This window comes from Parabacteroides sp. ZJ-118 (assembly GCF_011038785.1).
Taxonomy (GTDB): Bacteria; Bacteroidota; Bacteroidia; order Bacteroidales; family Tannerellaceae; genus Parabacteroides.
In genome coordinates, this window is sequence record NZ_JAAKDT010000006.1 from 1 (window position 1) to 26,570 (window position 26,570).

Here is a 26,570-nt window from a genome sequence, read left to right on the forward strand (position 1 = left end):
TTTAATGTGTGGTCGAATATCATTAAAGATACTGAAATTCAGCTACTTGACCTATTTTATTGAGCTAAACTTTGTTAACTAACTCATTTATTTTCAACGGATTGAATAAAAATTTAACGAAGTATTATTGATCAAGAGTCAAAAAAACAAACGATAGATTTCCGGTAAAATTAGAACATTTATCCAATTATATCTGTAATTTTAGCCCGATTAAATCAATAGCAATTATGGAAAGAATCGTTAATCATCCTATTTTGACAATTCCACAAGAGGAAGAACACACTTTTTTATTCAATGGCAAACCCGTAACGGGAATGAAGGGGTTTACCATTGCCGCCGCCTTACATCAGGCCGGCTATCCGGTACATAGTCATAGCGTAAATGGCCGCAATCGTTCGTTGAATTGCGGTATCGGTAAATGTGGCGCTTGCGAAATGCTGGTAGACGGAGAAGTAAAACGTATCTGTATTACGAAAGTAGACCATGTAAAGGTGGTATCGGAAATAACGACACAGCATTATATGACGGACTCCCGGGTAGAACCCGGAAAAGAACCGGTAGAGATCTATCGGACAGATGTAGCCATCATTGGTGCCGGTCCCGCCGGATTAGCCTGTAGGGAAACCTTAAAAGAACTGGGCTTGAATAGCATCGTAATTGATAGCAATGATAAGATCGGCGGTCAATTCTTGATGCAGACCCATGCCTTTTTCTTTTTCGAGAAAGAGAGACGCTTTGGCGGTATGCGCGGTTTTGATATAGCGAAATCGTTAGCCGGAGACGATCACTCCGGTATTTTCTTACATTCCACGGTTTGGGATATCCTAGAAAATAAGCGTATCGCCGTAAAAGACCTGCTTAGCCATAAGAATTTCTATGTGGAAGCTCAGGCTTTGGTAGTCGCTACCGGCGCGGTTCCTTTTATGCCGACCTTCGAGAATGATGATGTGCCTGGAGTTTATACAGCGGCAGTCGTACAGAAAATGATGAACGCCGAGTTTACGTTACTTGGCAAAAACATATTGACAGTAGGCGCCGGTAATATAGGCTACCTGACGTCCTACCAATTGATGCAAGCCGGAGCGAAAGTCAAGGCTGTCTTAGAGGCGATGCCCCGCGAAGGGGGATTCCCGGTACAAGCGAACCGTATTCGCCGCCTTGGTATACCGATTTATACCTCTCATATGCTTTTGAAAGCCATTCCAAACAAGGATCGGACAGGTATCACCGGTGCGGTTGTCTGCGAATGCGAGAACTTCAAGCCAATCCCGGGAACAGAGAAAGTGATCGATGGTATTGATGTTATCAATATATGTACGGGATTGATTCCCGACAACCAATTGCTGACCAAAGGCCAATATGCATTTGGAAAGCGTTGTGCGGGCGTAGGCGACGCCGTACGGATCGGAGAAGGTACTACCGCCGTACTAAGAGGAAAGCAAGCCGCCTATGAGATCGCCCAAGAGTTAGGTGTACGTATCAACTACAACGATTATTTGCAAGTATCTAAAGAATACATCGACTCCCAGCAACATCCGATTCGCGTCAAGGAAGAGGCCCCAAAGCCCACTCCCGAGCGTCAAGCCCAACGTCCCTTCGTTCGCTTGGATTGCCTATACGGTTTCGCTTGTAACCCTTGTTCTTTCGCTTGTCCCCAAAAGGCGATCACCAAAAGTTCCACCAGCGTAACCCCCGAGATCGATTACGAGAAATGTACCGGCTGCATGCAATGCGTGTCCCATTGTCCGGGACTGGCTATTTTCGGCTACGATATCCGGAAGCGAAACGTATTCTTACCGGTAGAATACGAGGTTGAAGAAGGCGCCGAAGTATGGCTCGTGGATGATAACGGGAAGAAACAGGGCGAAGGCATCATTGAGAAAGTATTAAAAAAACCGACGAAAACAAATGTAGCCCGTGTGAAAGCGGCAGGGATGGAGGAGAACGATGCCTTATTGAATATCACAGGGTTCATCGTAAAAGAAAACGATCCGGAGGGGATCGACTTCAAGCAAGAGCCGGTGTGTGAGTCGGAGACCTATGTTTGCCATTGCGAGGATGTATCTTTGGAAGAACTACTTTCCGCCATTGGTGATCGCAAATATATCTCCGTCGACGAGGTGAAACATATCACCCGCCTAGGAATGGGACCGTGCCGGGGAAAACGCTGCATACCCCGCTTACGTATGAAACTAAGGGAAAAAGGTATCGAATTGGTAGGCGACGCTACTCCCCGTGCACCTTTATCTAGCCGCTTCGTCCTTGGGGAAATGTATCCGCGGCGTCAACTGGCAGATAGCTATAAGGTTGATTCCGGAAAGCAGGTCCGTAAGACGGAAGTCTTGATCGCCGGCGGAGGCATCGGAGGTAGCGCATTGTTCCGTTATTTTGCGGAAGCCGGTAAAAAGAGCGTACTTATTAATGCGGATCGAGGATCATCATGGCGTAATATCGGTGGTGGCCGCCCGGCGTTCTCGATCCCTGAATTAGCGGAGATCGCCCGTAATAACCAAACGATATTCGAAGAGACACAAAAAGAATACGATATCCATTACCGCGAGACACGCTATATCACGTTCGCCCACGACGAGGCTACCTACAATGATCTGGAACGTTCCTGCGGTTGGTCTAACGCTTATTTGATCGACAAGAAAGACTTTCAGAAAGAGGTATCCCCTTACTTCAATACGAACCAAAACACCTATTTTGCCGCGCAAATCTCCCGGCATTGTTGGCAAGCCACCCCCGGGCGTGTGATAGATTTTATACGCAACAAAGGCAAGGAACGGCAATGTGAGGTTTTGGAAGACACACGTCTAGTGGAAGTCCACAAAAACGGTGGAAAATATCACGTCTTATTATACACGCATGATAAGCGATACATCGAATACGAATGCGATCATTTCGTGAATGCCCTTGGTTATAGCGCCGAGCGTTTCGCCCGCATGCTGGGCCTTTACACCGGACTCTATCCGGTCAAGCACCAAGCGTTGATTACCCATCGCCTGCCGAATCTGGGAAAAGACGGGGATATCCTCGACATGTTGATAGATCGCCGGAAACGTAACGATTTCTCCGCTGTCTACGGTCAGCAATTCGCCGAGACCGGACAGATTATCGCTTGCGCCTCTCCCGCTGTCGACGCCAAAGCGGAGATCAGCAACTTTGATGAGTTGAAGTTTAATACCCGTCGTTTCATGGAGATCATCTCCGAGGTATTTTGCGATTGGATTCCATCGTTAGCCACCGTACCTGTACAGGCCACATGGTCCGGTTATTATGTAGAGCCTCGCTACATCATCGACCCGGATAACGGATTATTCGTTGGTTTGCAAGGTCACGGCTTCATGCTCTCTCAATACTTGGCTAAGCTATATGTGGACAAAGCATTGGGTCGCACCGTTCCGGATTACATGGAGCGATTGAGACTCGATGGAGACGGAATTAGCGAGAAAGCTTTCAAATAAACCGAACCACGTCCCAAACAGTGAAATCAGGGAGAGACCATATGCCGGCTTCATCGACCAAGTAAGTTAACTTACTTCCACATTTAAGTTAACTTACTTGGCGAATGAAGCTGGTTTACTTCAAAAGAGTGGACTTGAATGGGAAAAACATAACTATGAATGAAGAAAAACGCAGTTATGATTTTTCGGTATCAAAATAGGCAAGTAATTCTTCTATCGTTTGGGCGATATAGGTACCACCGGAAGTCTCATGGATGATAAAGTGGGTGGTCTTTAAGTCGTCAGTCTCAATCCACATGTTCGACTCCACTTCCCGGTTCGCCAAAATTCCGTTTCGCTGGAGTGCTTTATGCGCCATAGCATATTTCTGCCCATGTCCAACGAGGCGAATCTGTCGGGAGAATTGATTATCTATACGGAATAATCCGGTATCCTTATCAAAAACAATCCCTTTCCGGGCGAAGAAATTGCTTAGATGACCACTCAATGCCAAATCCTCGGGAGTACCGGTAGAGATGCCATTCGCTTTATCCATTAGCCAGATCTTATCCGATATCTGGAGGGCCAGTTCTAGATCGTGAGTGGACATAAATATTGTCTTATTCATTTTTCGAGTCAGATGATGGAGTAATTGCATAATCTCTACCTTGCTAGGGAAATCAAGGAATGCGGTAGGTTCATCCAAATAAATAACCGGAGTCTCTTGGGCGAGCGCCTTAGCGATCATCACTTTCTGGCGTTCTCCATCCGATAAGGTATGGACCATGCGGGATGCTAGTTCCTCAATGCGGACAAGGGCGATGGATTCTTCCACGATCCGCTTATCATCCTTGCTCAACTTGCCCCAGAAGCCGGTATACGGGCTACGTCCCATTCCGACCAATTCTCGTACCGACATATTCCGGATCTCACATTTATCGGTCAGTACGACACCGATCGCGGTACTCAACTCCTTATCGGAATAAGTATCTATATCTTTTCCTAGAACCAATATCTCTCCATTTAATTTCGGTTGGAAAGCCGATAATGTGCGCAATAAAGTGGACTTCCCGACCCCGTTAGCGCCCAACAAACACGTCAATTCGCCACTATAGATCGTAGCGTGTATGTCTTTAGCTACCAGCTTTGTACTACTCTTGGAATGGTAACCGATCGAAAGTCCGTTAATATGAATCGTATCTTGTTTCATCTTACTCGTTCAATTCATTCTTACGTTTTCTAAATAATACCGAGGCTACGACAGGAGCACCTACTAAAGCGGTTACCGAGTTGACAGGCAACGCGCCCTCGAATCCCGGCATACGGGCGATCAAATTGCAGATCAATGCCAACGCCGCGCCAGCGAATAAGACCGCGGGCATTAAAATCCGATGGTCGGAAGTTTGAAATATGGATCGGCATAAATGCGGAACAGCCAGCCCCAAGAAGATGATAGGTCCGCAATAAGCCGTGACAATCGCCGTAAGCACCCCGGCCGAGGTGATAACCGACAGACGGGCCCGCTTGATATCAAGGCCCAAGTTACGTGCGTAACTATCCCCTAAAAGCATCAAGTTCATGGTCTTGATAAGCAGGAACGAGAGCGGGATCAAGATTGTCATAAGAATCACGAATAACATCATCTGATTACCGGATACACGGGCGAAACTCCCCAATCCCCAAATCACGTACGCACGGATATCCTCCTCGACACTAAAGAATTTAAGTACGCCGATCACGGCGTTCGCCACGTAACCGATCATCACGCCGATAATCAACAACGTGACATTTCCTTTTACCTTTTGGGAAACATACACAATCAGCGCCATCACGGATAGGGAACCGGTTACGGCCGCTATCGATAAGGCGATCTCCCCCATAAAACCAAGCTTACTCAAGGCAACACCCCCTAAACTACCGCTTAACAACACCACGAAAGCGACCCCCATGCTCGCTCCCGAACTGATACCTAAAACCGAAGGTCCGGCCAATGGATTACGGAAAACGGTTTGCATCTGTAAGCCGCTGATAGATAAGCCGGCTCCCGCTACCAACGCCGTCAATGCCTGCGGCAGCCGGGATTTCCAGATGATATTTTGCCAGGTTATAGGCTCATCTCCTGAATTCCAGATAATATGCCAAACCGATTGAAGTGGAATAGAGACTGACCCCAACACCAAATTCAAAAAGACCAGGACAAAAATAGCGGCGACAATCGCCAACATCCATAGGGTATTTGAATGTCTCATCAGCGTTCCCTATTTAAGTCGAGAATAATAGACTGGCTCATGATCCGGCAGTAAATCCGGATGAAAGATATGAAGCAAATCCGCTAGGACGATCTCCGGTTCTGTCGGCATACTCTCATAAAACGGCGTATTCTTCATGTTACAGTAGATAATCCCTTTCTCCCGGAACGCACGAAAATCCGCATAACGAGGATCTTGCGCTTTCAAGGCTTCATAGCTAAACGTTCCCGGGAAACTATTCACGATACGCCAGTAATCAGCGTCGTCCGCTTGATTATAGACCGTCTCGAAATCTAATGTGACACCCCCGGATCGCTCATCGTCTTTCAAGAAATAATCAGCGCCGGCATCCTTGAAAAGTTGTGCCAAGAAGCTTTTCCCTCCTACGGCATACCAGTTCCCACCCCGTAACTCACCACTAAAAACGACCGGGCGTTTTTTTACCTTAGCATCCGACGTAAGTTCCTTTAATTCATTATACCTCTTCTCGATGGTAGCGAAACGCTCATTGCTTTCTTTCTCTATCCCCAACAACAAGCCGATGAACTTGATCCACTCTGCTTGTCCCAATGGCGTAGTCTCCTTATAGCCCAAATGGGGAATCAAGGGAATACCCACGTCTTTCAACGTCTCATAGCCTCCCCGCTTGAATGGCGATACAAGGATCAAATCAGGACTCATGCTCATGATAACCTCGTTATCGAAATTTCCTTCGATACCGATCTTGGCAGTTTTACCTTCTTTCAGGCGTTCATTCATCTCTTTATTGAACAAATGCCGCGTACTGGTAATTCCAACGACCTTGTCCAAGGCTCCCAATTTAATAAAGTTCGATAGTTGCAGGGAAGTCATACAGATAACGCTTCGGATAGGAAGCTCTATCCTCGTATAATCAGCGGGAATCCCCGTAGGTTTCGCACCTCTTTTCACGAATGCGTAATGAAACGTGGCGCTTTCCTCATTTTGAGGATCTTGGATATCAACCAAGAGATATTGATCCGCATAGGTAAGCTTGAAACCTTGGGCGTACAAAGGCTTAACCCGCTCTTGTGAGAATGTGGATTGTTCTACGGAAACCGTCTTCCCTGTTTCTCCTTTTTCACGGGTACCTGAGGTACACGATAAAGTCAATACCGATAAAAGCAAGCATCCGCCCGCTATAAACTTATTCATAATCCTTTTAATTGACCGTTGATCACTGACCGTTACTCTCGTCCTGCTCCACGGGACAGCAACATCTATTTATGAACCGGCAGGTCTTCTGACTTACTTCCATCCTGAACGCCTTCCCGATTATGAAACCAGTGGCCAAGGTATTGTCCGAATGTTTAGAAGTTCACAGCAGCGTGGTCTGTCCGGGACTCTCACCCGGTTCCCTTTTAATCCGCCTCCCGGGAAAAGGGATGCGCGGAGCCTGTTACAGCGACAAAAGTAGTAAGAATATTTGTATACATGCGCAATTTTAAGGACTTTTGCATCCCAAATAAAAACAGATACACAGGAATCATCCAATCTTATTATTCCATAAAGGGGGGAGAACCTTGTTCCGTATCGTTTTGTTATTATGATAAATTAGATTTACTTTGCTCGAACTATATAAACTTACATAAAGCACATGAAATCGGACATTGAGATAGCAAGAGAAACAGGCTTGCGTAAAATTAAGGAAGTCGCGACAACGTTAGGTATCCCTCGCGAGGAAGTACAAAATTATGGCAGGTATATTGCCAAGATTCCTATCCATCTGATCGATAAAAAGCAAATGGATCGGCATAATTTAATTCTAGTGACCGCGATCACTCCCACTAAAGCGGGAATCGGAAAGACTACGGTTTCGATCGGTCTGGCTTTAGGACTGAATAAAATCGGAAAGAAAGCGGTAGTCGCTTTACGCGAGCCGTCTCTTGGCCCGTGTTTCGGTATGAAGGGTGGCGCTGCCGGGGGCGGATATGCTCAAGTGCTTCCTATGGAAAACATCAACTTGCATTTTACAGGAGATTTTCACGCGGTCACTTCCGCCCACAATATGATTACCGCTTTATTGGATAACTATATTTATCAGACCCGCAATACCTGCGAAGGATTGAAAGAGATCAAATGGAAACGGGTTCTTGACGTAAACGACCGTAGCTTACGTAACATCGTATCGGGTTTAGGCGGCTCAGCGAACGGTGTCCCTACCGAGACAGGATTTGACATCACTCCCGCTTCCGAAATCATGGCGATCCTTTGCTTGGCTACGGATATCGAGGATTTGAAACGGCGTATCGGAAATATCTTATTGGGTTATACAAACGAAGATAAGCCTTTCACGGTAAATGATCTTGGCATAGCCGGGGCTATCACCGTATTGCTAAAAGACGCGTTACTGCCGAACCTGGTACAAACAACGGAGAATACTCCCGCATTGGTACATGGAGGTCCTTTCGCTAATATCGCCCATGGATGTAATTCCATATTGGCTACCCAAATGGCGCTTACCTATGGGGATTATGTGATCACGGAGGCCGGTTTCGGCGCTGATCTAGGCGCGGAGAAATTCTTTAATATCAAATGTAGAAAAGCGGGACTCTCACCGAAACTGACAGTCATCGTAGCGACTGCCCAGAGCTTGAGACTTCACGGTGGCGTTCCCGAGAAAGCAATCAAGGAACCGAATATCGAGGGATTGAAGAACGGATTCGCCAACTTGGATAAGCACATCGAGAATATGAAGAGCTTCGGCCAGCAAGTAATCGTTACTTTCAACCGTTTCGCTACCGATACGGACGAGGAGATCGCTTTGGTGGCTGAGCATTGCAAGGAAAAGGAGGTTGGATTCGCCCTGAATAACGTTTTCGCCCAAGGAGGTGAAGGAGGAGTGGAACTCGCCCGCCTGGTGGTTGATACGATCGAGAATAATCCTTCCGCGCCTTTGCGATATACCTATGATTTGGATGATCCGATCCGTACGAAAGTGCAAAAAGTGGCCCGGAAGATTTACGGAGCCTCCTCGATCGTTTATACGACTTTGGCCGATAAAAAATTGCGTCAGATCGAAAGCCTGGGTATTTCCCATTACCCGATTTGTATCGCCAAGACTCAGTATTCATTCTCTTCCGATCCGAAAGCTTACGGAGTCGCTAAAGATTTCGAGCTAAAAGTACGAGATGTGATCATCAATAACGGAGCTGAGATGATTGTTGTCGTCATGGGTGAGATCATGCGTATGCCGGGACTTCCGAAAGAGCCGCAAGCCCGAAAGATCGATATTGTGGATGGCCTGATCGAGGGGCTGAGTTGAAACAGGCCGTAAACGATTCAGATAAAAAAGATACGCCTCACACATTCATAAGGCGTACCTTTTTTATAACCACTATCGCCCCGAAACCGGGTGGACATCAATACGCCCTGGCGAACAGTACCCGACAAGCCGACGGTCTACCTGTCACCATGCACTTGCCCGGGGTCTTATCCCCGGCTAAAGGAATACAGCGGATCGTAGCTTTCGTCTCGTTCTTGATCAATTCCTCGGTCTCCGGGGTTCCATCCCAGTGAGCCAGGATAAAGACGCCATCCTCGATCTTCTCCTTAAATTCCTCATAGGTATCTACGTTTATGATGTTAGCCTCACGGTGATCGTACGCTTTCTTGAAGATATTCGCTTGGATCTCCTCCAACAGATTCTTCACATATTCCTCAATGCCATCACAAGTGATCGTCTCCTTCTCCAACGTATCGCGACGCATTACCTCGATCGTATTATCCTCCAGATCGCGCCCTCCCATGGCCAAACGTACAGGAACGCCTTTCAGCTCGTACTCCGCGAACTTCCAGCCCGGCTTCTTGTTGTCGGCATCATCATATTTCACGGAGATGCCTAACGCTTTCAACCCGGCCACGATACCAGCTACCTTCTCGCTGATCTGTGCCAATTGCTCGGCGCTACGGTAGATCGGAACGATCACGACCTGTATCGGAGCCAGACGCGGAGGCAACACCAAACCGTTATCGTCGGAGTGAGACATAATCAACGCTCCGATCAAACGCGTGGAAACCCCCCAAGAAGTAGCCCAGGCATAGTCGCTCTTACCGTTCTTGTCGATGAAAGTAACATCGAAAGCCTTGCCGAAGTTCTGTCCCAAGAAATGGGAAGTCCCGGCCTGCAACGCTTTTCCATCCTGCATCATCGCCTCGATCGTATAAGTATCCAAAGCGCCGGCGAAACGTTCGCTCTCAGACTTCACGCCCTTTATTACCGGCATCGCCATGTAATTCTCGGCGAAGTTCGCGTAAACCTCTTGCATCTTCTTCGCCTCGATCTCCGCTTCCTCGCGGGTAGCGTGAGCGGTATGGCCCTCCTGCCACAAGAACTCGGCCGTACGGAGGAACAAGCGAGTACGCATCTCCCAGCGCATCACGTTCGCCCATTGGTTGCACAAGATAGGCAGGTCGCGGTAAGACTGAATCCAGTTACGGTATGTATTCCATATAATGGTCTCCGAAGTCGGGCGAATGATCAATTCCTCTTCCAGTTTAGCCGCCGGATCTACGACGACCCCCGTACCGTCCTGATTTGTTTTCAAACGATAGTGCGTAACCACGGCACACTCCTTCGCAAATCCTTCCACGTGCTCAGCTTCTTTGCTTAAGAAAGACTTCGGGATCAACAAAGGGAAATAAGCGTTCACATGACCGGTTTCCTTGAACATATCGTCCAAGACACGTTGCATCTTCTCCCAGATCGCGTATCCGTAGGGCTTGATCACCATACAACCACGCACGGCGGAATTCTCCGCTAAATCTGCCTTAATTACCAAATCCTGGTACCACTGCGAATAGTTTACACGTCTCGGTGTAAGTTCTTTCAGCTCTTTTGCCATTTCTTTATATTTCTAAATTAGACTGTTTCCTTAATCCGATCTGAATAAGTGACGGGTCGCAAAGGTAAGAAATAATCGTATATGTTCGTAGCCAGTTTCCGCCGGAATTATTGCCATACCCAGAATTTTATGCTTAGTTTTGTGACTTCATAAAGCAGATTAAAAACGAAATAGCATGAAAAGACAACTGATGACCGGACTGTTTGCCGCTTTGGCTTTCGCAGCGGCAGCCCAGTCGAATGAGTGGCGAGACCCCGAGGTCAACGCCGTAAACCGTGCCCCGATGCACGCCCATTTCTTCGCCTACGAGAGCGCCGAGGCGGCGGCGAAGGGCGCCAAGGAACAATCCCGGAACTTCATGACCTTGAACGGCTCTTGGAAATTCTTCTGGGTAAAGAACGCCGACGCTCGTCCTACCGATTTCTGGAGGAGCGATTACAACGACAAAGGATGGAACGATATGCCCGTGCCCGGTGTATGGGAGCTGAACGGATATGGAGATCCGCTCTACGTGAACATCGGTTACGCTTGGCGCGAGCAATTCAAGAACAACCCGCCCGAGGTCCCTATCGTCGATAACCACGTGGGATCCTACCGTCGCGAGATCCTGGTCCCCGCCGACTGGAACGGAAAAGAGATCATCGCCCATTTCGGCTCCGTCACCTCCAACATGTATCTGTGGGTAAACGGGAAGTACGTAGGCTATAGCGAGGACAGCAAGCTGGAAGCGGAGTTCGACCTGACGCCTTACCTGAGACCGGGACAAAAGAACCTGATCGCTTTCCAGGTGTTCCGCTGGTGTGACGGCACGTATCTGGAAGACCAGGACTTCTTCCGTTACAGTGGTGTCGGACGCGATTGTTATCTATACGCCCGGAATCCCAAGCGGCAGATCGCCGACATACGCGTGACCCCGGATCTGGACGCTCAATACCAAAACGGCTCGTTGGCCGTCGGCCTGACCCTGAAGGGTAAAGGTACGGTGGAGCTTGAGCTGTTGGATGCCCGGAACAAAGCCGTCGCCACCCGCTCCTTGGAGGCTTCCGGCAAGGTCAACGCGACGATAGAGGTCGCCTCCCCTCGCAAATGGACCGCAGAGACCCCCTATCTGTATACCTTGCGGGCTACGTTAAAGGAGGGAGACAAGACCATCGAGGTAATCCCCGTGAAGGTAGGTTTCCGGAAGATCGAATTGAAGGACGCCCAGATACTCGTGAACGGGCAACCGGTCCTTTTCAAGGGCGCCGACCGTCATGAGTTGGATCCCGACGGCGGTTATGTCATCTCGTGCGAGCGCATGATACAGGACATACAGCTCCTGAAGAAATTCAATTTGAACGCCGTTCGTACCTGCCACTATCCGGATGATAACTTCTGGTACGATCTTTGCGATACATACGGTATCTATGTCGTGGCCGAGGCCAACGTGGAGTCTCACGGAATGGGATACGGCAAGGAGACGTTGGCCAAGAACCCCTCCTTCAAGAAAGCGCACCTGGAACGCAACCAACGCAATGTCCAGCGCGGTTTCAACCATCCGAGCATTATCTTCTGGTCCTTGGGGAACGAGGCGGGATACGGCCCGAACTTCGAGGCCGCTTACGACTGGATCAAAAACGAGGATCCCAGCCGGGCCGTGCAATACGAGCAGGCCGGGAAGGACGGGAAGAGCGATATCTTCTGCCCGATGTATTACACCTACGAGGATTGCGCCAAGTACTGCGAGGATAACACCATGCGGAAGCCTTTGATACAATGTGAGTACGCCCATGCCATGGGAAACTCGCAAGGAGGTTTCAAAGAGTATTGGGACTTAATCCGTAAATACCCGAAATTCCAAGGCGGCTTCATATGGGACTTCGTGGATCAATCCGTACGCTGGACCGGCAAGAACGGGAAGATGATTTACGCGTACGGCGGCGATTTCAACAAGTTCGACGCCAGCGACAATAACTTCTGCGATAACGGCCTGGTCAGCCCGGACCGCGTCCCGAACCCGCACATGTATGAGGTCGGGTATTATTACCAGGATATCTGGACCACCCCCGGCGATCTGACGAAGGGCGAGATCAAGGTCTACAACGAGAAATTCTTCCGCGACCTCTCCGCTTATTACCTGGAATGGGAGGTACTGAAGGGTGGCAAGGTGGTCCGTAGCGGACGCATCGACGACTTGAACGTGGCGCCTCAGCAGACCGCGGCGATCCGTTTGGACCTGGGCGAGACTTGCGCGTGCGCGGAGTGGTTGCTGAACGTATCGTATAAATTGAAGAACCGCGAGGGCTTATTGCCTGCCGGGCATACCGTGGCCAAGGATCAGCTGACGCTGAACCCCTACAAGGCGCCATCGATGGAATTGAGGAACGTGGAGAGCGCCACTGTCGAGACCGAGGCACCGGCCGTACGGGCGAACGACGCGAATTACCTGATCGTGGAGGGTAGCGATTTCCGCGCCGAGTTCAACCGCGCGAATGGTTACCTGGTCAAATACGAGGTAGCGGGCCAAGACCTGATCCAGGAGGGAGCGGCCTTGACGCCCAACTTCTGGCGCGCCCCGACCGACAATGATTTCGGTGCCGGCCTACAGATCAAGTACGCCGCGTGGAAGCATCCGGAGATGAAGCTGGCCTCCCTGAGCCAACGGACGGAGAACAAGCTCGTGATCGTAGAGGCCGCTTACGACATGCCGACCGTATCCGCCCGGTTGCACCTGACGTACGTGATCAACAACAGGGGCGCGATCCAGGTCACCCAGCGGATGACGGCCGACAAGCACGCCAAGGTATCCCCCATGTTCCGCTTCGGTATGCAAATGCCGATGCCGCGATCTTTCGAGCATATCGAATACTACGGCCGCGGTCCCCAGGAGAATTACAGCGACCGTAAGGGCAACGCCAACCTGGCCATCTACCGCCAGACCGTAGACGAGCAGTTCTACGCGTACATCCGTCCGCAAGAGACGGGGACGAAATCGGATATCCGCTGGTGGAAAATGCTGAACGAGGCCGGCAACGGCATCGAGATCGTAGCCTCCGCCCCATTCTCGGCCTCCGCCTTGCATTATACGATCGAGTCGTTGGACGACGGCGCGCGGAAGGATCAAAGACACACGCCCGAGGTAGAGGAGGCGGACCTGACCAACCTTTGTATCGACAAGGCGCAGATGGGATTGGGCTGTGTGAACAGCTGGGGAGCCGTCCCGCTTCCGGAATACCAGATCCCTTACGGCGACCAGGTGTTCACGTTTACGCTCACTCCGGTAAAGCACAGCCTCAGGATCGAGTGAGACGGATCGTTTATCCGGTAAGGGGTATCTCAGAGAAGAAGGGGAAAACAATCGCTGTTTTCCCCTTCTTTCAGATTCCTGTCCTCCCTATCCCTTGACAGGCACCGCCCGCACGAACCCTACCTCACGGTCTCGCGAATGGCCTTCAGCACGATCTCCTCCATGATCTTGTAGCCCTCCAGGGTCGGGTGCACGCCATCTTTCGACAGGTTGGCGGGCAGTCCGTCTCGCTCGTCTTTCAGGGCGGAATGATAATCTACGTAGGTCAGGCCGTTCGCGTCCGCGTACGCCTTGATCCACTTGTTGAGCTGGATCACCTTGCCGGCCGGCCGCATGCCCGGACGCCACGGGAAGTCGTAAGCCGGCAGTACCGAGCAGAAGATCACCTGGATATGATTCGCCTTCGCCAGCTCCGCCATGGAGACCAGGTTCCCGAAGACGTTCTCCAGGGCGATCGCGCCGTTGTTGTGGGCGATATCGTTGATTCCCGCCAGGATCACCACGGCTTTCGGCTTCAGGTTGATGACGTCTTGGCGGAAACGGACCAGCATCTCCGAGGTGGTCTGCCCGCTGATCCCCCGGTCCACGAAATCATTCCGGATGAAGAAGGCCGAGTCCGCCGGCCACCATCCGTCCGTGATGGAGTTTCCCATAAATACCACGTTCGAAGGGACTTTCACCGTCTTGTTAGCCTCGGCGTAACGGCCGAACTGCGCCCAGTCCCCCTTCTCGGTCTGGGCGAACGATGTAGCGGCAGCCCATAAACAGCCCGCTACCAGCAACGCTTGTTTTCTGTTTCTCATTTTACGCTTCATTTAACCTACAAAAACCGACACGTTTGTCGTTGTCTGGCAAAGGTAATGAAAATAGCCCACCCACCCGCCCGCACGGGAAATTATCTTCTACTCGCGATCATTCCACCCGACCGCGCGGATCGCGGCGGTGTATGCGGCCGCGGAGCTGGGCAGACCTCCCGAGGCCTCGGGAGGCCTTTTTTACAACATCCCCTTCGTGCTGGGCAGCTCGAAGCGGTAAATATCCCGCCGGATCGCCATCCGGATCGAGCGGGCCAGGGCCTTGAAGATGCCCTCTATCTTGTGATGCTCGTTCGTGCCCTCGGCGCGGATGTTCAGGTTCATGCGGGCCGCGTCGCTCAGGCTCTTGAAGAAATGGAGGAACATCTCCGTGGGCATATCCCCTATTTTCTCGCGGCGGAACTCCGCGTCCCAGACCAACCAAGGACGGCCGCCGAAATCCAGCGCCACGCCGCAGAGGCAGTCGTCCATCGGGAGGCAATAGCCGTAGCGCTCGATCCCCCGCTTATCGCCCAGCGCCTCCCGTATGGCCTCGCCGAGGGCGAGGGCCGTATCCTCGATCGTGTGATGTGCGTCGACGTTCAGGTCGCCCTTCATGCGCACCGTCAGGTCCGTGCCGGAATGCTTGCCGATCTGGTCCAGCATGTGGTCGAAGAAACCCAGCCCGGTGTCGATCGATGTCTTTCCAGTCCCGTCCAGGTTCCACTCCACGTAGATATCCGTCTCCCGCGTGGTTCGCCGTACGACCGCGCGCCGCTCGCCGGCGAACAGGTACTCGGCGATCCGGTCCCAGTCGGTCGCGACGCAGACGGGCGACAAGGGGGTGGCGTAGGCCGCCAGCTCCGCCTCCGCGCCCTCCCACGCCGGGCGCAGCCAGATGCCCTTGGCGCCCAGGTTGCGGGCCAGCTCCATGTCCGTGAGGCGGTCTCCGATCACGTAGCTACGCGCCAGGTCGTACGCGCCCGTCATGTACTTCGCGAGCATCCCCGTATGCGGCTTGCGGTTCGGGGAATTCTCCTCAGGAAGGGAGGGATCGATCAATATCTCGTCGAACACGATCCCCTCGCCCTCCAGTGTCTTCAGCAGCAGGTTGTGGGCCGGCCAGAAGGTCTCCTCAGGGAAGGCGGGCGTGCCCAGCCCGTCCTGGTTGGAGACCATCACGAGCTCGAAATCCATCCGCTCGCGGATGAAGCCCAGGTTGCGCATCACCTTCGGCACGAACGCCAGCTTCTCCAGGCTGTCCAGTTGATAATCCGCGGGCGGCTCCTCGACGAGCGTGCCGTCGCGGTCGATAAACAGGACTCTCTTCCGCGCGCTCATAGCCTTATCCTCCTCATCGCATCCAACAAGCGGTCATTCTCTCTCGGCGTACCGACCGTGACGCGAAGGCAGCCCCGGCACTCCTGCACGCTGTTGCGGTTGCGCACCACGATCCCCCGCCTCAGCAGCTCCTTGTAGATGGCCTCCGCCCTGCCGACGTTCACCAACACGAAATTCGCGTCCGAGGGATATACCCGGTAGGAGAACGGGGGCCGGGAGAGGATCCTGGCCAGCCGGTCGCGCTCCTTGAGGATCTCGCCCACCCGGCGCCGCATGGTCGCCTCGTCGCCCAAGAGCTCCAGGGCCTTCTCCTGCGTGAGCCGGTTGACGTTGTAGGGATACTTGATCTTGTTCAATACGGCGATGATCTCCGGCGAGGCGAAGGCCATGCCCAGGCGGATGCCCGCCGCGCCCCAGGCCTTCGACAGGGTCTGGAGCACGACCAGATTCGGGAACCCGGACAATTCCCTGAGGAAAGAGGGATACGCGGAGAAGTCGATATACGCCTCGTCGATCACCACGATCCCCTCGTAGTTCTTCAGGATCTTGTAGATCGAGCCGCGGTCCAAGCTGTTGCCGGTGGGGTTGTTGGGGGAGCAGAGGAAGATCACCTTGGTCCACTCATCCGCCGCCTCCAGCACGCGCCGGGCGTCCAAGTCGAAGCGGGCGTTGAGGGAGACCTTGCGACACTCCACGTTATTCACCTCCGCGGCCACCTCGTACATGCCGTACGACGGCGAGATCGCCACCACGCCATCCTGCCCCGGCTCGCAAAAGGCGCGGATCACCAGGTCGATGGCCTCGTCGCTGCCGTTGCCCAGGAAGATCGAGTCGCGGCTCACGCCTCTCAGCGCGGCCAGGCGATCCTTCAGTTTCCACTGCGAGGGGTCGGGATAACGGTTATACGGCGCGTTCCACGGATTCTCGTTCGCGTCCAGAAAAACGGAGGCGCTCCCATGAAACTCATCGCGCGCGGATGAGTAGGGCCTCAAATTCCAGACATTCGGTCTTACTAAATCTTTCAAATCTCTCATATCGTGTTCAATCGAATGGTTACTGCCTCGCGATGGGCCTCCAGGCGCTCGCCCTCCGCCATCGTACGGATCGTGTCGCCCAGGGTGCGGATGCCGTCGGCGGTGATCTCCTGGAAGGTGATCTTCCGGATGAAGCTGTCCAGGTTCACGCCGCTGTAGGCTTTGGCATAGCCGTTGGTCGGCAAGGTATGGTTCGTGCCGGAGGCGTAGTCGCCCGCGCTCTCGGGCGTATACGGCCCCATGAAGACACTGCCGGCGTTCTCGATCCGCTCCGCGACGGCGGCGTAATCTGCGGTCTGGATGATCAAGTGCTCGGGGGCATACCGGTTCGTGAAGTCCACGACCTCCCGCCAGTCTCTCAACAGGATGATGCGGCTGTGCGCCAAGGCGCTCTCGGTGATCGCCTTCCGGGGCAGGCGGTCGAGCTGCTCCCGGATGGCGCGGGCCACGGGCGCCACGATCGCCTCCGAGGCGGTCACGAGGATCGCCTGGCTGTCCGCCCCGTGTTCGGCCTGCGAGAGGAAATCGGCGGCGATAAAGTCGGGATTCGCCGTCTCGTCCGCGATCACCGCCACCTCGGACGGCCCGGCGGGCATATCGATGGCGACCTCCTTGAGGCTTACCCATTGCTTCGCCGCCGTCACGTACTGGTTGCCGGGACCGAAGATCTTATGCACCTTGGGGACCGACTCCGTCCCGTAGGCCATCGCCGCGATCGCCTGGATCCCCCCGGCCTTGAAGATCTTATCCACGCCCGCGACCCGTGCGGCGAACAGGATGGCGGGATGTACCCTCCCCTCCCGGTCCGGAGGCGTGCACAATACGATCTCCCGGCATCCGGCGATCCGCGCGGGTACCGCCAACATCAATACCGTGGAGAACAGGGGCGCCGTGCCGCCCGGGATGTAAAGACCGACCTTCTCGATCGCCACCGCCTTCTGCCAGCAGGTGACGCCCGGAGCGGTCTCCACCCGCTTTCCCTCGAAACGCTGCGAGGCGTGGAACTTCTCGATGTTCGCCTTGGCCGCGCAGATCGCCCGTCTCAGCTCGTCGGCGACCTGGGCTTCCGCCTCCCGCATCTCCGCCTCCGAGACGCGCAGGGTGGCGAGGCGCACCTTGTCAAACCGCTCCTCATAGGCTTTCACGGCGGCGTCGCCCCGCTCGCGTACCTCGTCCAGTACCGCGCGGACCGTGCCGAACAGGGTGGTCACATCCAACGCGGGACGCCGGGTCAGCGCATCCCATTCCGCGCGCCCGGGATATCTTACAATCTCCATACTATATGATCATTTTCTCTATCGGGAGCACCAGGATGCCCTCGGCTCCCAACGATTTCAGTTTACCGATAATTTCCCAAAAATGCTTCTCGGCGATCACGGATTGGACCGAGACCCACGCGTCGTCGGCCAGGGGCGTGACGGTCGGGCTCTTCATGCCGGGAAGCACCTCGATGATCGCGTCCAGCCTCTCTTTCGGCGCGTTCAGCAACACGTACTTCTTGCCCTCGGCGACTTGGATCGCCTCGAAGCGGAACAGCAACTCGTCCAAGATCTCCCGCTTCTCCCCGGACAGGTTCTTGTTGGCGATCAATAAAGCCTCACAGGGAAGGACCACCTCCACCTCTTTCAGCTGATTGCTTACCAAGGTGCTGCCGGAGCTTACGATATCGCAGATCGCGTCCGCCAGGCCAATCCCTGGGGCGATCTCCACGGAGCCGCTGATCACGTGTATGTCCGCCCTCACGCCCCGCGCTTCCAGGAAAGCGCACAGGATCGCGGGATAGGAGGTGGCGATCGTCTTTCCCTCGAACCACCCGACCCCCCCGTACGCCTCGTCTCTCGGGATCGCCAGGGAGAGGCGGCACTTGCTGAAGCCCAAGCGCTTGATCAATTCCGCCGCTTGCCCTTTCTCTACATACTCGTTCTCTCCGACAATACCGATATCCGCCACGCCGTTGGCCACGGACTGGGGAATATCGTCGTCGCGCAGGAACAATACCTCTACCGGAAATCCCTTCGCCGACAGCAACAGGATGCGTTTGCCCCTGTTCAGTTTAATACCCGCTTCTTCAAGCAACATCATGGTCTCGTCGTACAGACGGCCTTTCGATTGTACAGCGATTCTCAACATAGCTATCTCTTGTTTTTATGTAACAACCAAAAAAGGCCTACCGCGAAACGGCAAGCCTTTGTCTTTTTACCAGGAGTACATACCATCCGGCTCACCGAACTATTGTCCGTTGTGGCAAGGATGGTGATGTAACGCGGTCATTATTTTCATTTCTTTCGTTATTTACGTCGCGAAGTTACAATAATAATCGAAAGAACAACTATTCCTGACAAGATATGATCGCGATATCGCCGGGACCTCGCGCTCCCCTCTTACGGGGCGACGCTCTTGCCCGCGTATCTCCTTACGACGCGTCATCGATAAATCTCTTTCTTTGTTACCTTGACGATCTGCCCGAACCGGGAGAGTCTCTCCATATCCATACGCTTTGAATCGCCGACTATCGCGTAGATCATCAAATGATCTTGTATGTTCTGCCTGTAGAAACGGAGGATATCCTCCAGCGTCATCCGGTCGATCGCCTCCAGATAATCCCTGTTCGGATCGCTCTCGTATCCCTCGCGCCGGAAACCGGCGATCCGCAAAGAGAGCGATCGGCTGGTCGGATATTCATTGTTGATCCCGTTGCGAATCGTCTGCCTCACCGACTCCACCCGTTCCGGACGCTCCGGCATGTCGCGCACCAGACGCTCCAGCACTTCCATCGCGTCGATCGCCTTATCCGCCTGTGTGGCCAATTTCATCACGAAACTGGCGGGCTTCTCCGAGCGATTCAAGGGCGGATGTCTCAAACGGGCGTTCACCTGGTAGGCGAACGAACGAAACTCGCGGATCTCCTGAAACATCAAAGACGACATATCCCCTCCGAAATAGGCGCTGAACAACCGGGAGACCGAGCGATCCTCCCTGGTCTTTAACGGATCGACGTACATATAGGCGTAGATTATGCTTTGCGCGACATTCTCCATGTCCATGAAAAAGACAGTCGGTTTATCATACCTCGCGAGATCGCGGATATAGGGAACGTTCGACGGAAGGCTTACCTCCTCCAACGGTACATGCCGCTGGATCTGCCGGGCGACCTCCTCCGTCGGCAAGGTGCCGCAATAATGCAGGTCGCAAGCGACCGTGCGCACCTCGCGGAAAGTGTCCAGCAGCATCTTTCCTTTCAGTTTCTTGATCTCGGCGAACGACAATTTGGTCAGATAGCGGGACCGCTCCCCGAATAGGACCTTCTCTAACAGCATGTCGGCTACGCTCTCGCTGGAATTGAACAACGATTTCTCCGCTACCTTCGCCTCGTCCACGATCTGCCGTAGCTTCTTGTCATCCGGCTTGGCGTGCCGCAAGAAATCGCCGACCAAAGCCATGGTCCGGGTAAAATGCTCGTCGAAGCCATTCACCACCATCAGGAACGCGGAATCCGTGGAATCGAAAGTCAGGGTACTGCCCAGTTCCTGCAATTTACCCCGAAAGAGCTCGAAAGACATCGATTCCGTAGCCACGAAAGGCAGATAAGCGGACAACTTATCAAGGTCGCGAAGCTCCAACTGCCCCACGCCATAAGAGAATGTCAGCGAGAATATGTCGTTTACGGGATTAGGCGTCTTATACAACGTGACAAGCGGACGCAAGGATACGGCCTCGACGTCTTTCTCAAAATCGAGAAAACGCGGTTTCAGCTCTTGCACGGGTATCTTTTCCAGACGTTCCACGTACGCGGAGGAGGCATTGGAGTTCTTCGGTATGATCGGTAAATAACCCGGCTTGGGTAAGATCGTTTTCGGATAGCGTCCGGTCTTCTTCGTGACGTACATGTAATTCTCCGTGAAATAGTTCTTGGCGACCTCGATCACGTCTTCTCTCGACAGGGCATCGATGCGGGCGACCTCCTCCAAATAGGCCTGCCAGCTTTTCCCTTGCGAGAAAATACGCATCATCACCTCGGCCCTCGAGTTTATATCTTCCAGCTTGGAGGCATATTCGCGCTTCTGTTCCAATTTCAGGCTTTGGAACATCTCATCGCTGAAATCACCCTCCTGGATACGGTTGATTTGTTTCCATACCAATTTCTCGGCCGCCGCGTACGTCTGGAAAAAGAACTTCGGAAATACCAACAAGCCTAATATTCCGGCCTCATTCATACTTTGGTTCACCGCCATCGCCCCCATTACCTTATGATCTACCGTCAGCTTATCCAAAAATCCCGTACCGTTGGAGTTGTTCAATAAAGAGACGGCCACATTGAGCGCTACTTGATCCGGATGATTCGCGGGAACTCCCCGAAATCCCAACGCCATGATTTTCACGAAAGGCATCGGAATGCGCACACTCACTTTCTCCCGCCCCTCGAATGGTGGAAGCGCGACGATATCCCGGTGGGGCGGCGCTCCTTTTCGGATCCGGGAGAAAGTAGACTCCAGGATGGGCAAGACCTCCTCCGTATCGAAATCCCCGCTCAAGATCAATCCCATATTGGAAGCGACATAGTATTTCTCGAAGAATCGGCGCATCTCCGAAAGACGGGGATTCTTCAGGTTCTCCGCGCTTCCGATAATCGGATACGCGTACGGATGCGGATAGAAATAACGCTCTGTCAATTTCTCGATGGCAACGCTGGCCATCGCATCTCCATACATGTTCTTTTCCTCATAGACCGTCTCCAGCTCATTCTGGAAAAGACGGAACACGGGATTCACCAAACGCTCGCTATTGATCTCGGCCCATTGGGCGATATATTGCGGAGAGAATGTATTGAAATATAAGGTATAGTCGTAAGAGGTCCCGGCATTCAACTTTGTTCCGCCGAAACGAGAGATCAACCGGTCGAACTCATTCGGTATCACATATTCGGCGGCGCGTACGCTCAGGTCGTTGATGATTTGCTGCAAGTGGGCACGCGTATGGGGATCCTCGGTATCCGCCAAAGCGTCATATTTCTCGGCGATAATGTCTAGCAAGACTTTCTCGGACGCATAGTCGATCGTCCCGATCTTATCCGTTCCTTTGAACATCATATGCTCGAAATAATGCGCGATACCTGTGTTTGGGGAATCTTTAGCTCCGGCTTTTACGACTACGGCTCCGAATATCTTAGGTTGGCTATGGTCCTCATTCAACCATACCGTCAAATCATTACTTAATTTATGCTCTCGTACCTGTAGAAAATCTGAGGTTGACAACAGAGATCTCATGGAATCCATTTAAATTTATATTATTTCACAAAGGTACATTTTTCAATTGGATTAATACGCTTACATCTGCAAGCAATCTTAACAAAAGGGGCATTTCGTATATGCCTTGCCCGCGATGGCGTTTGAATTATTTTTCCTATCTTCGTCTCCGGATTATCTACTTAAAGTTTAAAATCGTATTTATGAACAAGATACAAGAATGGGTATATAACTTATTGGTTCAAATGGGGTTGATAAGCGAAAATTCCAGTTACCTGGACAATATCGTGATCTTATTACTTATTGTAGCCGTCACCGTCGGGATCGATTACAGTTGCCGGTATATTTTCCTGGGTATGTTCAAACGATTGGCGAGGAAGACGAAGAATCAACTGGACGACTTAATCGTGGATCGCAAGATCATCAATAAGATGATGCATATGATCCCGGCCCTATTGATTTATCTCTTGTTACCATTCGCCTTCTCGGCCGAAGAGACGCCGAGGATTCTAATCGCGCTCCAAAAACTTTGCCAGATTTATATCATAGCGGTCTCCTTAAGGTTTATAAACGCTTCCTTAAATCTGATCCACGAGATCTATAATCAAAAAGATTCCTTTAAGAACAAACCGTTAAAAGGCTTCATACAGATCCTGCAGGTCACGGTTTTCTTTATTGGGGTGATATTGATTATCAGTATCCTGATCAACAAATCCCCGGTTTCTTTACTGGCCGGATTGGGTGCGTCCGCCGCTATCTTGATGTTGGTCTTTAAGGATACGATCTTAGGCTTCGTCGCCGGCATCCAGTTATCCGCCAATGATATGCTCCGGGCAGGGGATTGGATCACGATGAGTAAACATGGTGCGGACGGCACGGTTGTCGAGGTGACATTGAACGCCGTGAAGGTAAGAAACTTTGACAATACCATTACGACCATCCCTCCTTACGCCTTGGTAAGCGACGCTTTCCAGAATTGGAGAGGGATGAGCGAATCCCCGGGTCGTCGTATCAAGCGCTCTATCAATATCGATATGAACAGCGTACATTTTTGCACCCCGGAAATGCTAGAGAAATTCCGCAAGATCTCTCTTATCGCGGATTACATCGACAGTCCCACGGGAGTGAATGGACGTAGACTGACAAATCTGGGAGTCTTCCGCGCTTATCTCGTACGTTACCTAAGAAGCCTCCCGGAAGTAAGCGAGGAATTAGTCTGCATGGTAAGGCATTTACAACCGACTGAGACAGGTATCCCCATCGAGCTTTATTGCTTTTCATCCAATAAGGTATGGGTCGAATACGAAGGAATCCAAGCGGATATATTCGATCATGTACTCGCGGTAATACCAGAGTTCGGACTAAGGGTATTCCAAAATGTGTCCGGGGCGGATCTGAGGAATATTATCGTCAAACTTCCCGACCCCGGGGTAAGTGATAAGACTTAAATAGACTCTATAGAAAAGTTGTGGGGGTGGGGGCTATCTTTTGAGAAGGTCATGCTTACCAACACGCCCCAATGCGACGAAGGCTGAGCAAAAAAGTATGTTAGGAGACTTGCGCCACTCACCTAAGATACTTTGCCAACGCACCTAAGATACTTGAGGGATGGACCTAAGATGCTTTTTATACGAAACAAAGCCTAATCGCGTGACGGATATCGTTTCCTCCAATACATTTTTTATGATTCAAGAAGCAGAAACTTGGATTTTGTCTCAGCCTGATGTCTTGAAGAAAGAGGGCTAGAGGTCCTTTGTCCCAGGTGCTGGGACAGTACACTCCCAAGGCATGGGAGTTATCAGTCCCAATGCTTGGGACGGTACTCTTTCGCTGACTTAGCTGATATTTATATTTTTAACGGACTATTGCTAAAGGACTTGCCATGTATTTCCCATGAATACTGGCAAGCCTTTAAGAAATGCAGATGCGTTCATCCTATTTTCACCACATCCAAATAAACGGTAGACAAAATGCCTGCTTTTTTAGCATCGATCCCATAGATGCGATAAAAGGCATCGACTACAGCCTGACCTCCGTTCGTTGTCAATGGATTACTCATGGTTAAAGTTACTACTTCTACACTCATTCCTTTTTCCACACGAATGCCGTTGGCATTCTTTGACTGTTTTACAGTTACTCTAAATAATGGCATACTACTTTAATTTAAAAATTAGCACTATATTGTTTGATATTGTTGATAAATAACAGATTTATGCCGGTTGAAAATACTTGCTGCCTGCAAATCGAAAATCAAATCCAATTAAGCGTTAACATTTCGTTCATTTCCGTCTCCATTTTACTTTTTTGCTTGCGTAGCATATCTGCTTTCGTTTTCGCATCTGCCAATTTGGCTTCTTTGGAACCTGCTTGCGAACGAATGTCGTCTATTTGTTGTATCATAGGCTCAATCAACTCTGTAAAGAAACTGTCTTTAACCGAATCGATGATTTTATCTTTGTTTTTGTAAATAGTCTCTAAAAAGGGAGTCGGATTAAATTCACCACTGATAGAATTTACATATTGATGAAGCTTGTTTACATTTTCACTGTGATTCAACACGTTTCCTGCCAATCCTAAAGCTCCCCACATCGCTTTATTTAAGAGACGAAAGATGAATTCACTCCATCCATAGTTCTCATCTTCGGTGGAACTATCGAATGAAAACATATCTTCATTCTCTATATCCAAATTTATTTTGTGCTCCAGTTCTTTCATAAAATCACCGGGATCGAAATCAGGCACGTATTTCATCAGCACGTCATCCACTTCTGCCATAAAATCGCGAACACATTTCTTTATTTCTGTTTTGGCCTTATCACTTAACCCTTCCACCTTCCTTTTCAAGGTACGGGTTAACAAAGTTTGTTTCACTCCATCCAGCTTTGGAGAAATCTTCTCTATATCCTCCAATCGTCCCCAATTGTCTATGATTTTCTGCATTTTCCTGCATGAATTATCCACTTCATCTTCCATTTCGTTTTTCCCTTTGCGGATAATTTGCTCGAAGCTATTATCAATGTCGCACCCAAGAAGATCTATTTTTTTATTCAGCCTACGTTTTGCCTTTTCCAAGTTTTCTTTTTTTTCTTCCAATTCCTTGTCCGGCTTTCCCAAATTTATCATCATACCCTCGTATTCGCGAAGCGATTTCTCAACTTCCATCTTTTTGCCATTACCTGCTGCCATGATGGCATTCACCGGCTTTGCAAAAAGAATTTTTTCTTTTTCATTTTCTGCTAATTGTTTCACAGCTGAGGCTAACTTGCCCAAGTGGCTCTTTTCACGCATTTGGCTTTGGCTACTGATTTCAAAAATGCGGCAAGCACGTTTCCATGCGAACTGGAAATCCTCATTGGCTGTGATTTTGCTCATCGGCAGCTCTGACAACAAAGCCATTTCGGCGGACAATGGTATAGGTTCCGCCTGTTTCAATATTTCAGACAAGGAATCATCCTCACACATTTTGCATGCCTTACGGATCTCCTGTTTCACATATTCTTTTATTTCATCTTCCGTCTCCTCGTTTTCGTATGGGATATCGTATTTATTGATTCCGATAATAACTTTCCCTATTCCACACTGCCGTACATTTTGAAACAATATTTCCCTGTCTGTCGCATCAAAAGGCCGGCCGGCATAAAGCATCATCAACACCACATCCGCTTTTTTCAAAAACGCCTTGGTACGTTCCTCGCGAGAAACAATCGGATCGTTGAATCCCGGAGTATCAACAATCTCTACCCCCTTCAAGTATTCCTTCGGATAATAGATAGTTACAGATTTAGTAATGGAAATATATTTGCCGTCGGCTCCCACATAGTCTATCAGATTGCCAAATTCGTCTTCTTGCGTCTTACCCAAGTAAGAGTTAAGCGTAGGGCCTAGTTTGCCGGCCTTTTCCACCAATTCCTTCGCTGCCTTTACCTTCGATTCTTCCAATGCGTTTCCCTGTACGTCACTCCATGAACGGGAAGCTGTCAACTTCTGTTCCTCCCATTCATCTTTTGTATAAAACTCGGCTACTATTTTCTTACTTTCTCCATAAGTAATAACGGACAAGGCCGCTGTCATAGGAGTAGTTGCCGCCGGCAGCACATTGTCTTCAAAGACAAAAGAATTCAAGAATGTGGACTTCCCGCATTTCATTTGTCCGATCACTCCAATAGTCAAGACATCGTTCTCCAGTTTGTTTACGATTCCTTGCCGGCTTTCCGCTGTTATCCAGCCATATTCGGCTGCTTTTGTCGCCAATGCTACAAGCCTTTGTTTCTTGTCTTGTAACTCTTCAAATAAATTCTGTTCCATAATTAGTTAT

Annotated in this window: 16 protein-coding genes and 1 riboswitch; of the genes, 4 read left to right on the forward strand and 12 right to left on the reverse strand. The window is 51.0% G+C overall.

Annotated features, from left to right (window positions below; translation table 11 throughout):
* Window positions 1-227 precede the first annotated feature (227 nt).
* Complete coding sequence (locus tag G7Y39_RS03225) at window positions 228-3,467, forward strand: FAD-dependent oxidoreductase (protein WP_165155012.1); 3,240 nt, start codon at window positions 228-230, stop codon at window positions 3,465-3,467.
* A 175-nt stretch (window positions 3,468-3,642) separates the two neighbouring features.
* On the opposite strand, the gene G7Y39_RS03230 is transcribed toward G7Y39_RS03225, so the two are convergent.
* Genes G7Y39_RS03230 through G7Y39_RS03240 form a run of 3 tightly spaced genes read right to left on the reverse strand, consistent with a single transcriptional unit; the run spans window position 3,643 to window position 6,868 of the window.
* Entirely contained in the window at window positions 3,643-4,656 is a 1,014-nt protein-coding gene (locus G7Y39_RS03230) for an ABC transporter ATP-binding protein (protein ID WP_165155013.1), read from the reverse strand.
* A gap of 1 nt (window position 4,657) precedes the next feature.
* Window positions 4,658-5,695, reverse strand: coding sequence for an iron ABC transporter permease (locus tag G7Y39_RS03235; protein ID WP_165155015.1), 1,038 nt, complete (start codon window positions 5,693-5,695; stop codon window positions 4,658-4,660).
* Window positions 5,696-5,704: 9 nt separating this feature from the next.
* Window positions 5,705-6,868, reverse strand: coding sequence for an ABC transporter substrate-binding protein (locus G7Y39_RS03240; RefSeq protein ID WP_165155017.1), 1,164 nt, complete (start codon window positions 6,866-6,868; stop codon window positions 5,705-5,707).
* Between the two features lie 60 nt (window positions 6,869-6,928).
* A riboswitch (cobalamin riboswitch) is annotated at window positions 6,929-7,128 on the reverse strand.
* A 182-nt stretch (window positions 7,129-7,310) separates the two neighbouring features.
* On the opposite strand from G7Y39_RS03240, the gene G7Y39_RS03245 reads away from it, so the two are divergent.
* Window positions 7,311-8,978, forward strand: coding sequence for a formate--tetrahydrofolate ligase (locus G7Y39_RS03245; RefSeq protein ID WP_165155019.1), 1,668 nt, complete (start codon window positions 7,311-7,313; stop codon window positions 8,976-8,978).
* Window positions 8,979-9,075: 97 nt separating this feature from the next.
* On the opposite strand, the gene proS is transcribed toward G7Y39_RS03245, so the two are convergent.
* Complete coding sequence (gene proS, locus G7Y39_RS03250; protein ID WP_165155021.1) at window positions 9,076-10,557, reverse strand: proline--tRNA ligase; 1,482 nt, start codon at window positions 10,555-10,557, stop codon at window positions 9,076-9,078.
* 175 nt (window positions 10,558-10,732) lie between these two features.
* Between proS and G7Y39_RS03255 the strand changes: the two genes are divergently transcribed.
* Window positions 10,733-13,843 (forward strand): glycoside hydrolase family 2 TIM barrel-domain containing protein, encoded by a 3,111-nt coding sequence (locus G7Y39_RS03255; protein ID WP_165155023.1) that lies wholly within the window; start codon window positions 10,733-10,735, stop codon window positions 13,841-13,843.
* A gap of 119 nt (window positions 13,844-13,962) precedes the next feature.
* On the opposite strand, the gene G7Y39_RS03260 is transcribed toward G7Y39_RS03255, so the two are convergent.
* From G7Y39_RS03260 to G7Y39_RS03285, 6 genes are all read right to left on the reverse strand, one after another.
* Window positions 13,963-14,646, reverse strand: coding sequence for an SGNH/GDSL hydrolase family protein (locus G7Y39_RS03260; RefSeq protein ID WP_165155026.1), 684 nt, complete (start codon window positions 14,644-14,646; stop codon window positions 13,963-13,965).
* A gap of 192 nt (window positions 14,647-14,838) precedes the next feature.
* Window positions 14,839-15,978, reverse strand: a complete 1,140-nt coding sequence (hisB, locus tag G7Y39_RS03265) for a bifunctional histidinol-phosphatase/imidazoleglycerol-phosphate dehydratase HisB (protein WP_165155028.1) — start codon at window positions 15,976-15,978, stop codon at window positions 14,839-14,841.
* The gene (hisC, locus tag G7Y39_RS03270; protein ID WP_165155030.1) at window positions 15,975-17,012 is read right to left on the reverse strand and encodes a histidinol-phosphate transaminase; all 1,038 of its coding nucleotides are present in this window, start codon (window positions 17,010-17,012) and stop codon (window positions 15,975-15,977) included. The genes hisB and hisC overlap by 4 nt, the downstream gene beginning before the upstream one ends.
* A complete protein-coding gene (hisD, locus tag G7Y39_RS03275) occupies window positions 17,009-18,289 on the reverse strand; it encodes a histidinol dehydrogenase (RefSeq protein WP_165155032.1) in 1,281 nt (426 codons plus the stop codon). The genes hisC and hisD overlap by 4 nt, the downstream gene beginning before the upstream one ends.
* A gap of 1 nt (window position 18,290) precedes the next feature.
* On the reverse strand, window positions 18,291-19,142 hold the full coding sequence (gene hisG / locus G7Y39_RS03280) for an ATP phosphoribosyltransferase (RefSeq protein ID WP_165155034.1): 852 nt from the start codon (window positions 19,140-19,142) through the stop codon (window positions 18,291-18,293).
* Between the two features lie 293 nt (window positions 19,143-19,435).
* Window positions 19,436-22,285: a pitrilysin family protein gene (locus G7Y39_RS03285; protein WP_165155036.1), complete on the reverse strand. Its 2,850-nt coding sequence runs from the start codon at window positions 22,283-22,285 to the stop codon at window positions 19,436-19,438.
* Between the two features lie 173 nt (window positions 22,286-22,458).
* On the opposite strand from G7Y39_RS03285, the gene G7Y39_RS03290 reads away from it, so the two are divergent.
* A complete protein-coding gene (locus tag G7Y39_RS03290) occupies window positions 22,459-23,703 on the forward strand; it encodes a mechanosensitive ion channel family protein (protein WP_165155038.1) in 1,245 nt (414 codons plus the stop codon).
* Between the two features lie 482 nt (window positions 23,704-24,185).
* On the opposite strand, the gene G7Y39_RS03295 is transcribed toward G7Y39_RS03290, so the two are convergent.
* Both G7Y39_RS03295 and G7Y39_RS03300 read right to left on the reverse strand, forming a co-directional pair.
* The gene (locus G7Y39_RS03295; protein WP_165155040.1) at window positions 24,186-24,407 is read right to left on the reverse strand and encodes a DUF6140 family protein; all 222 of its coding nucleotides are present in this window, start codon (window positions 24,405-24,407) and stop codon (window positions 24,186-24,188) included.
* A 98-nt stretch (window positions 24,408-24,505) separates the two neighbouring features.
* A complete protein-coding gene (locus G7Y39_RS03300) occupies window positions 24,506-26,560 on the reverse strand; it encodes a dynamin family protein (protein WP_165155042.1) in 2,055 nt (684 codons plus the stop codon).
* Window positions 26,561-26,570 lie beyond the last annotated feature (10 nt).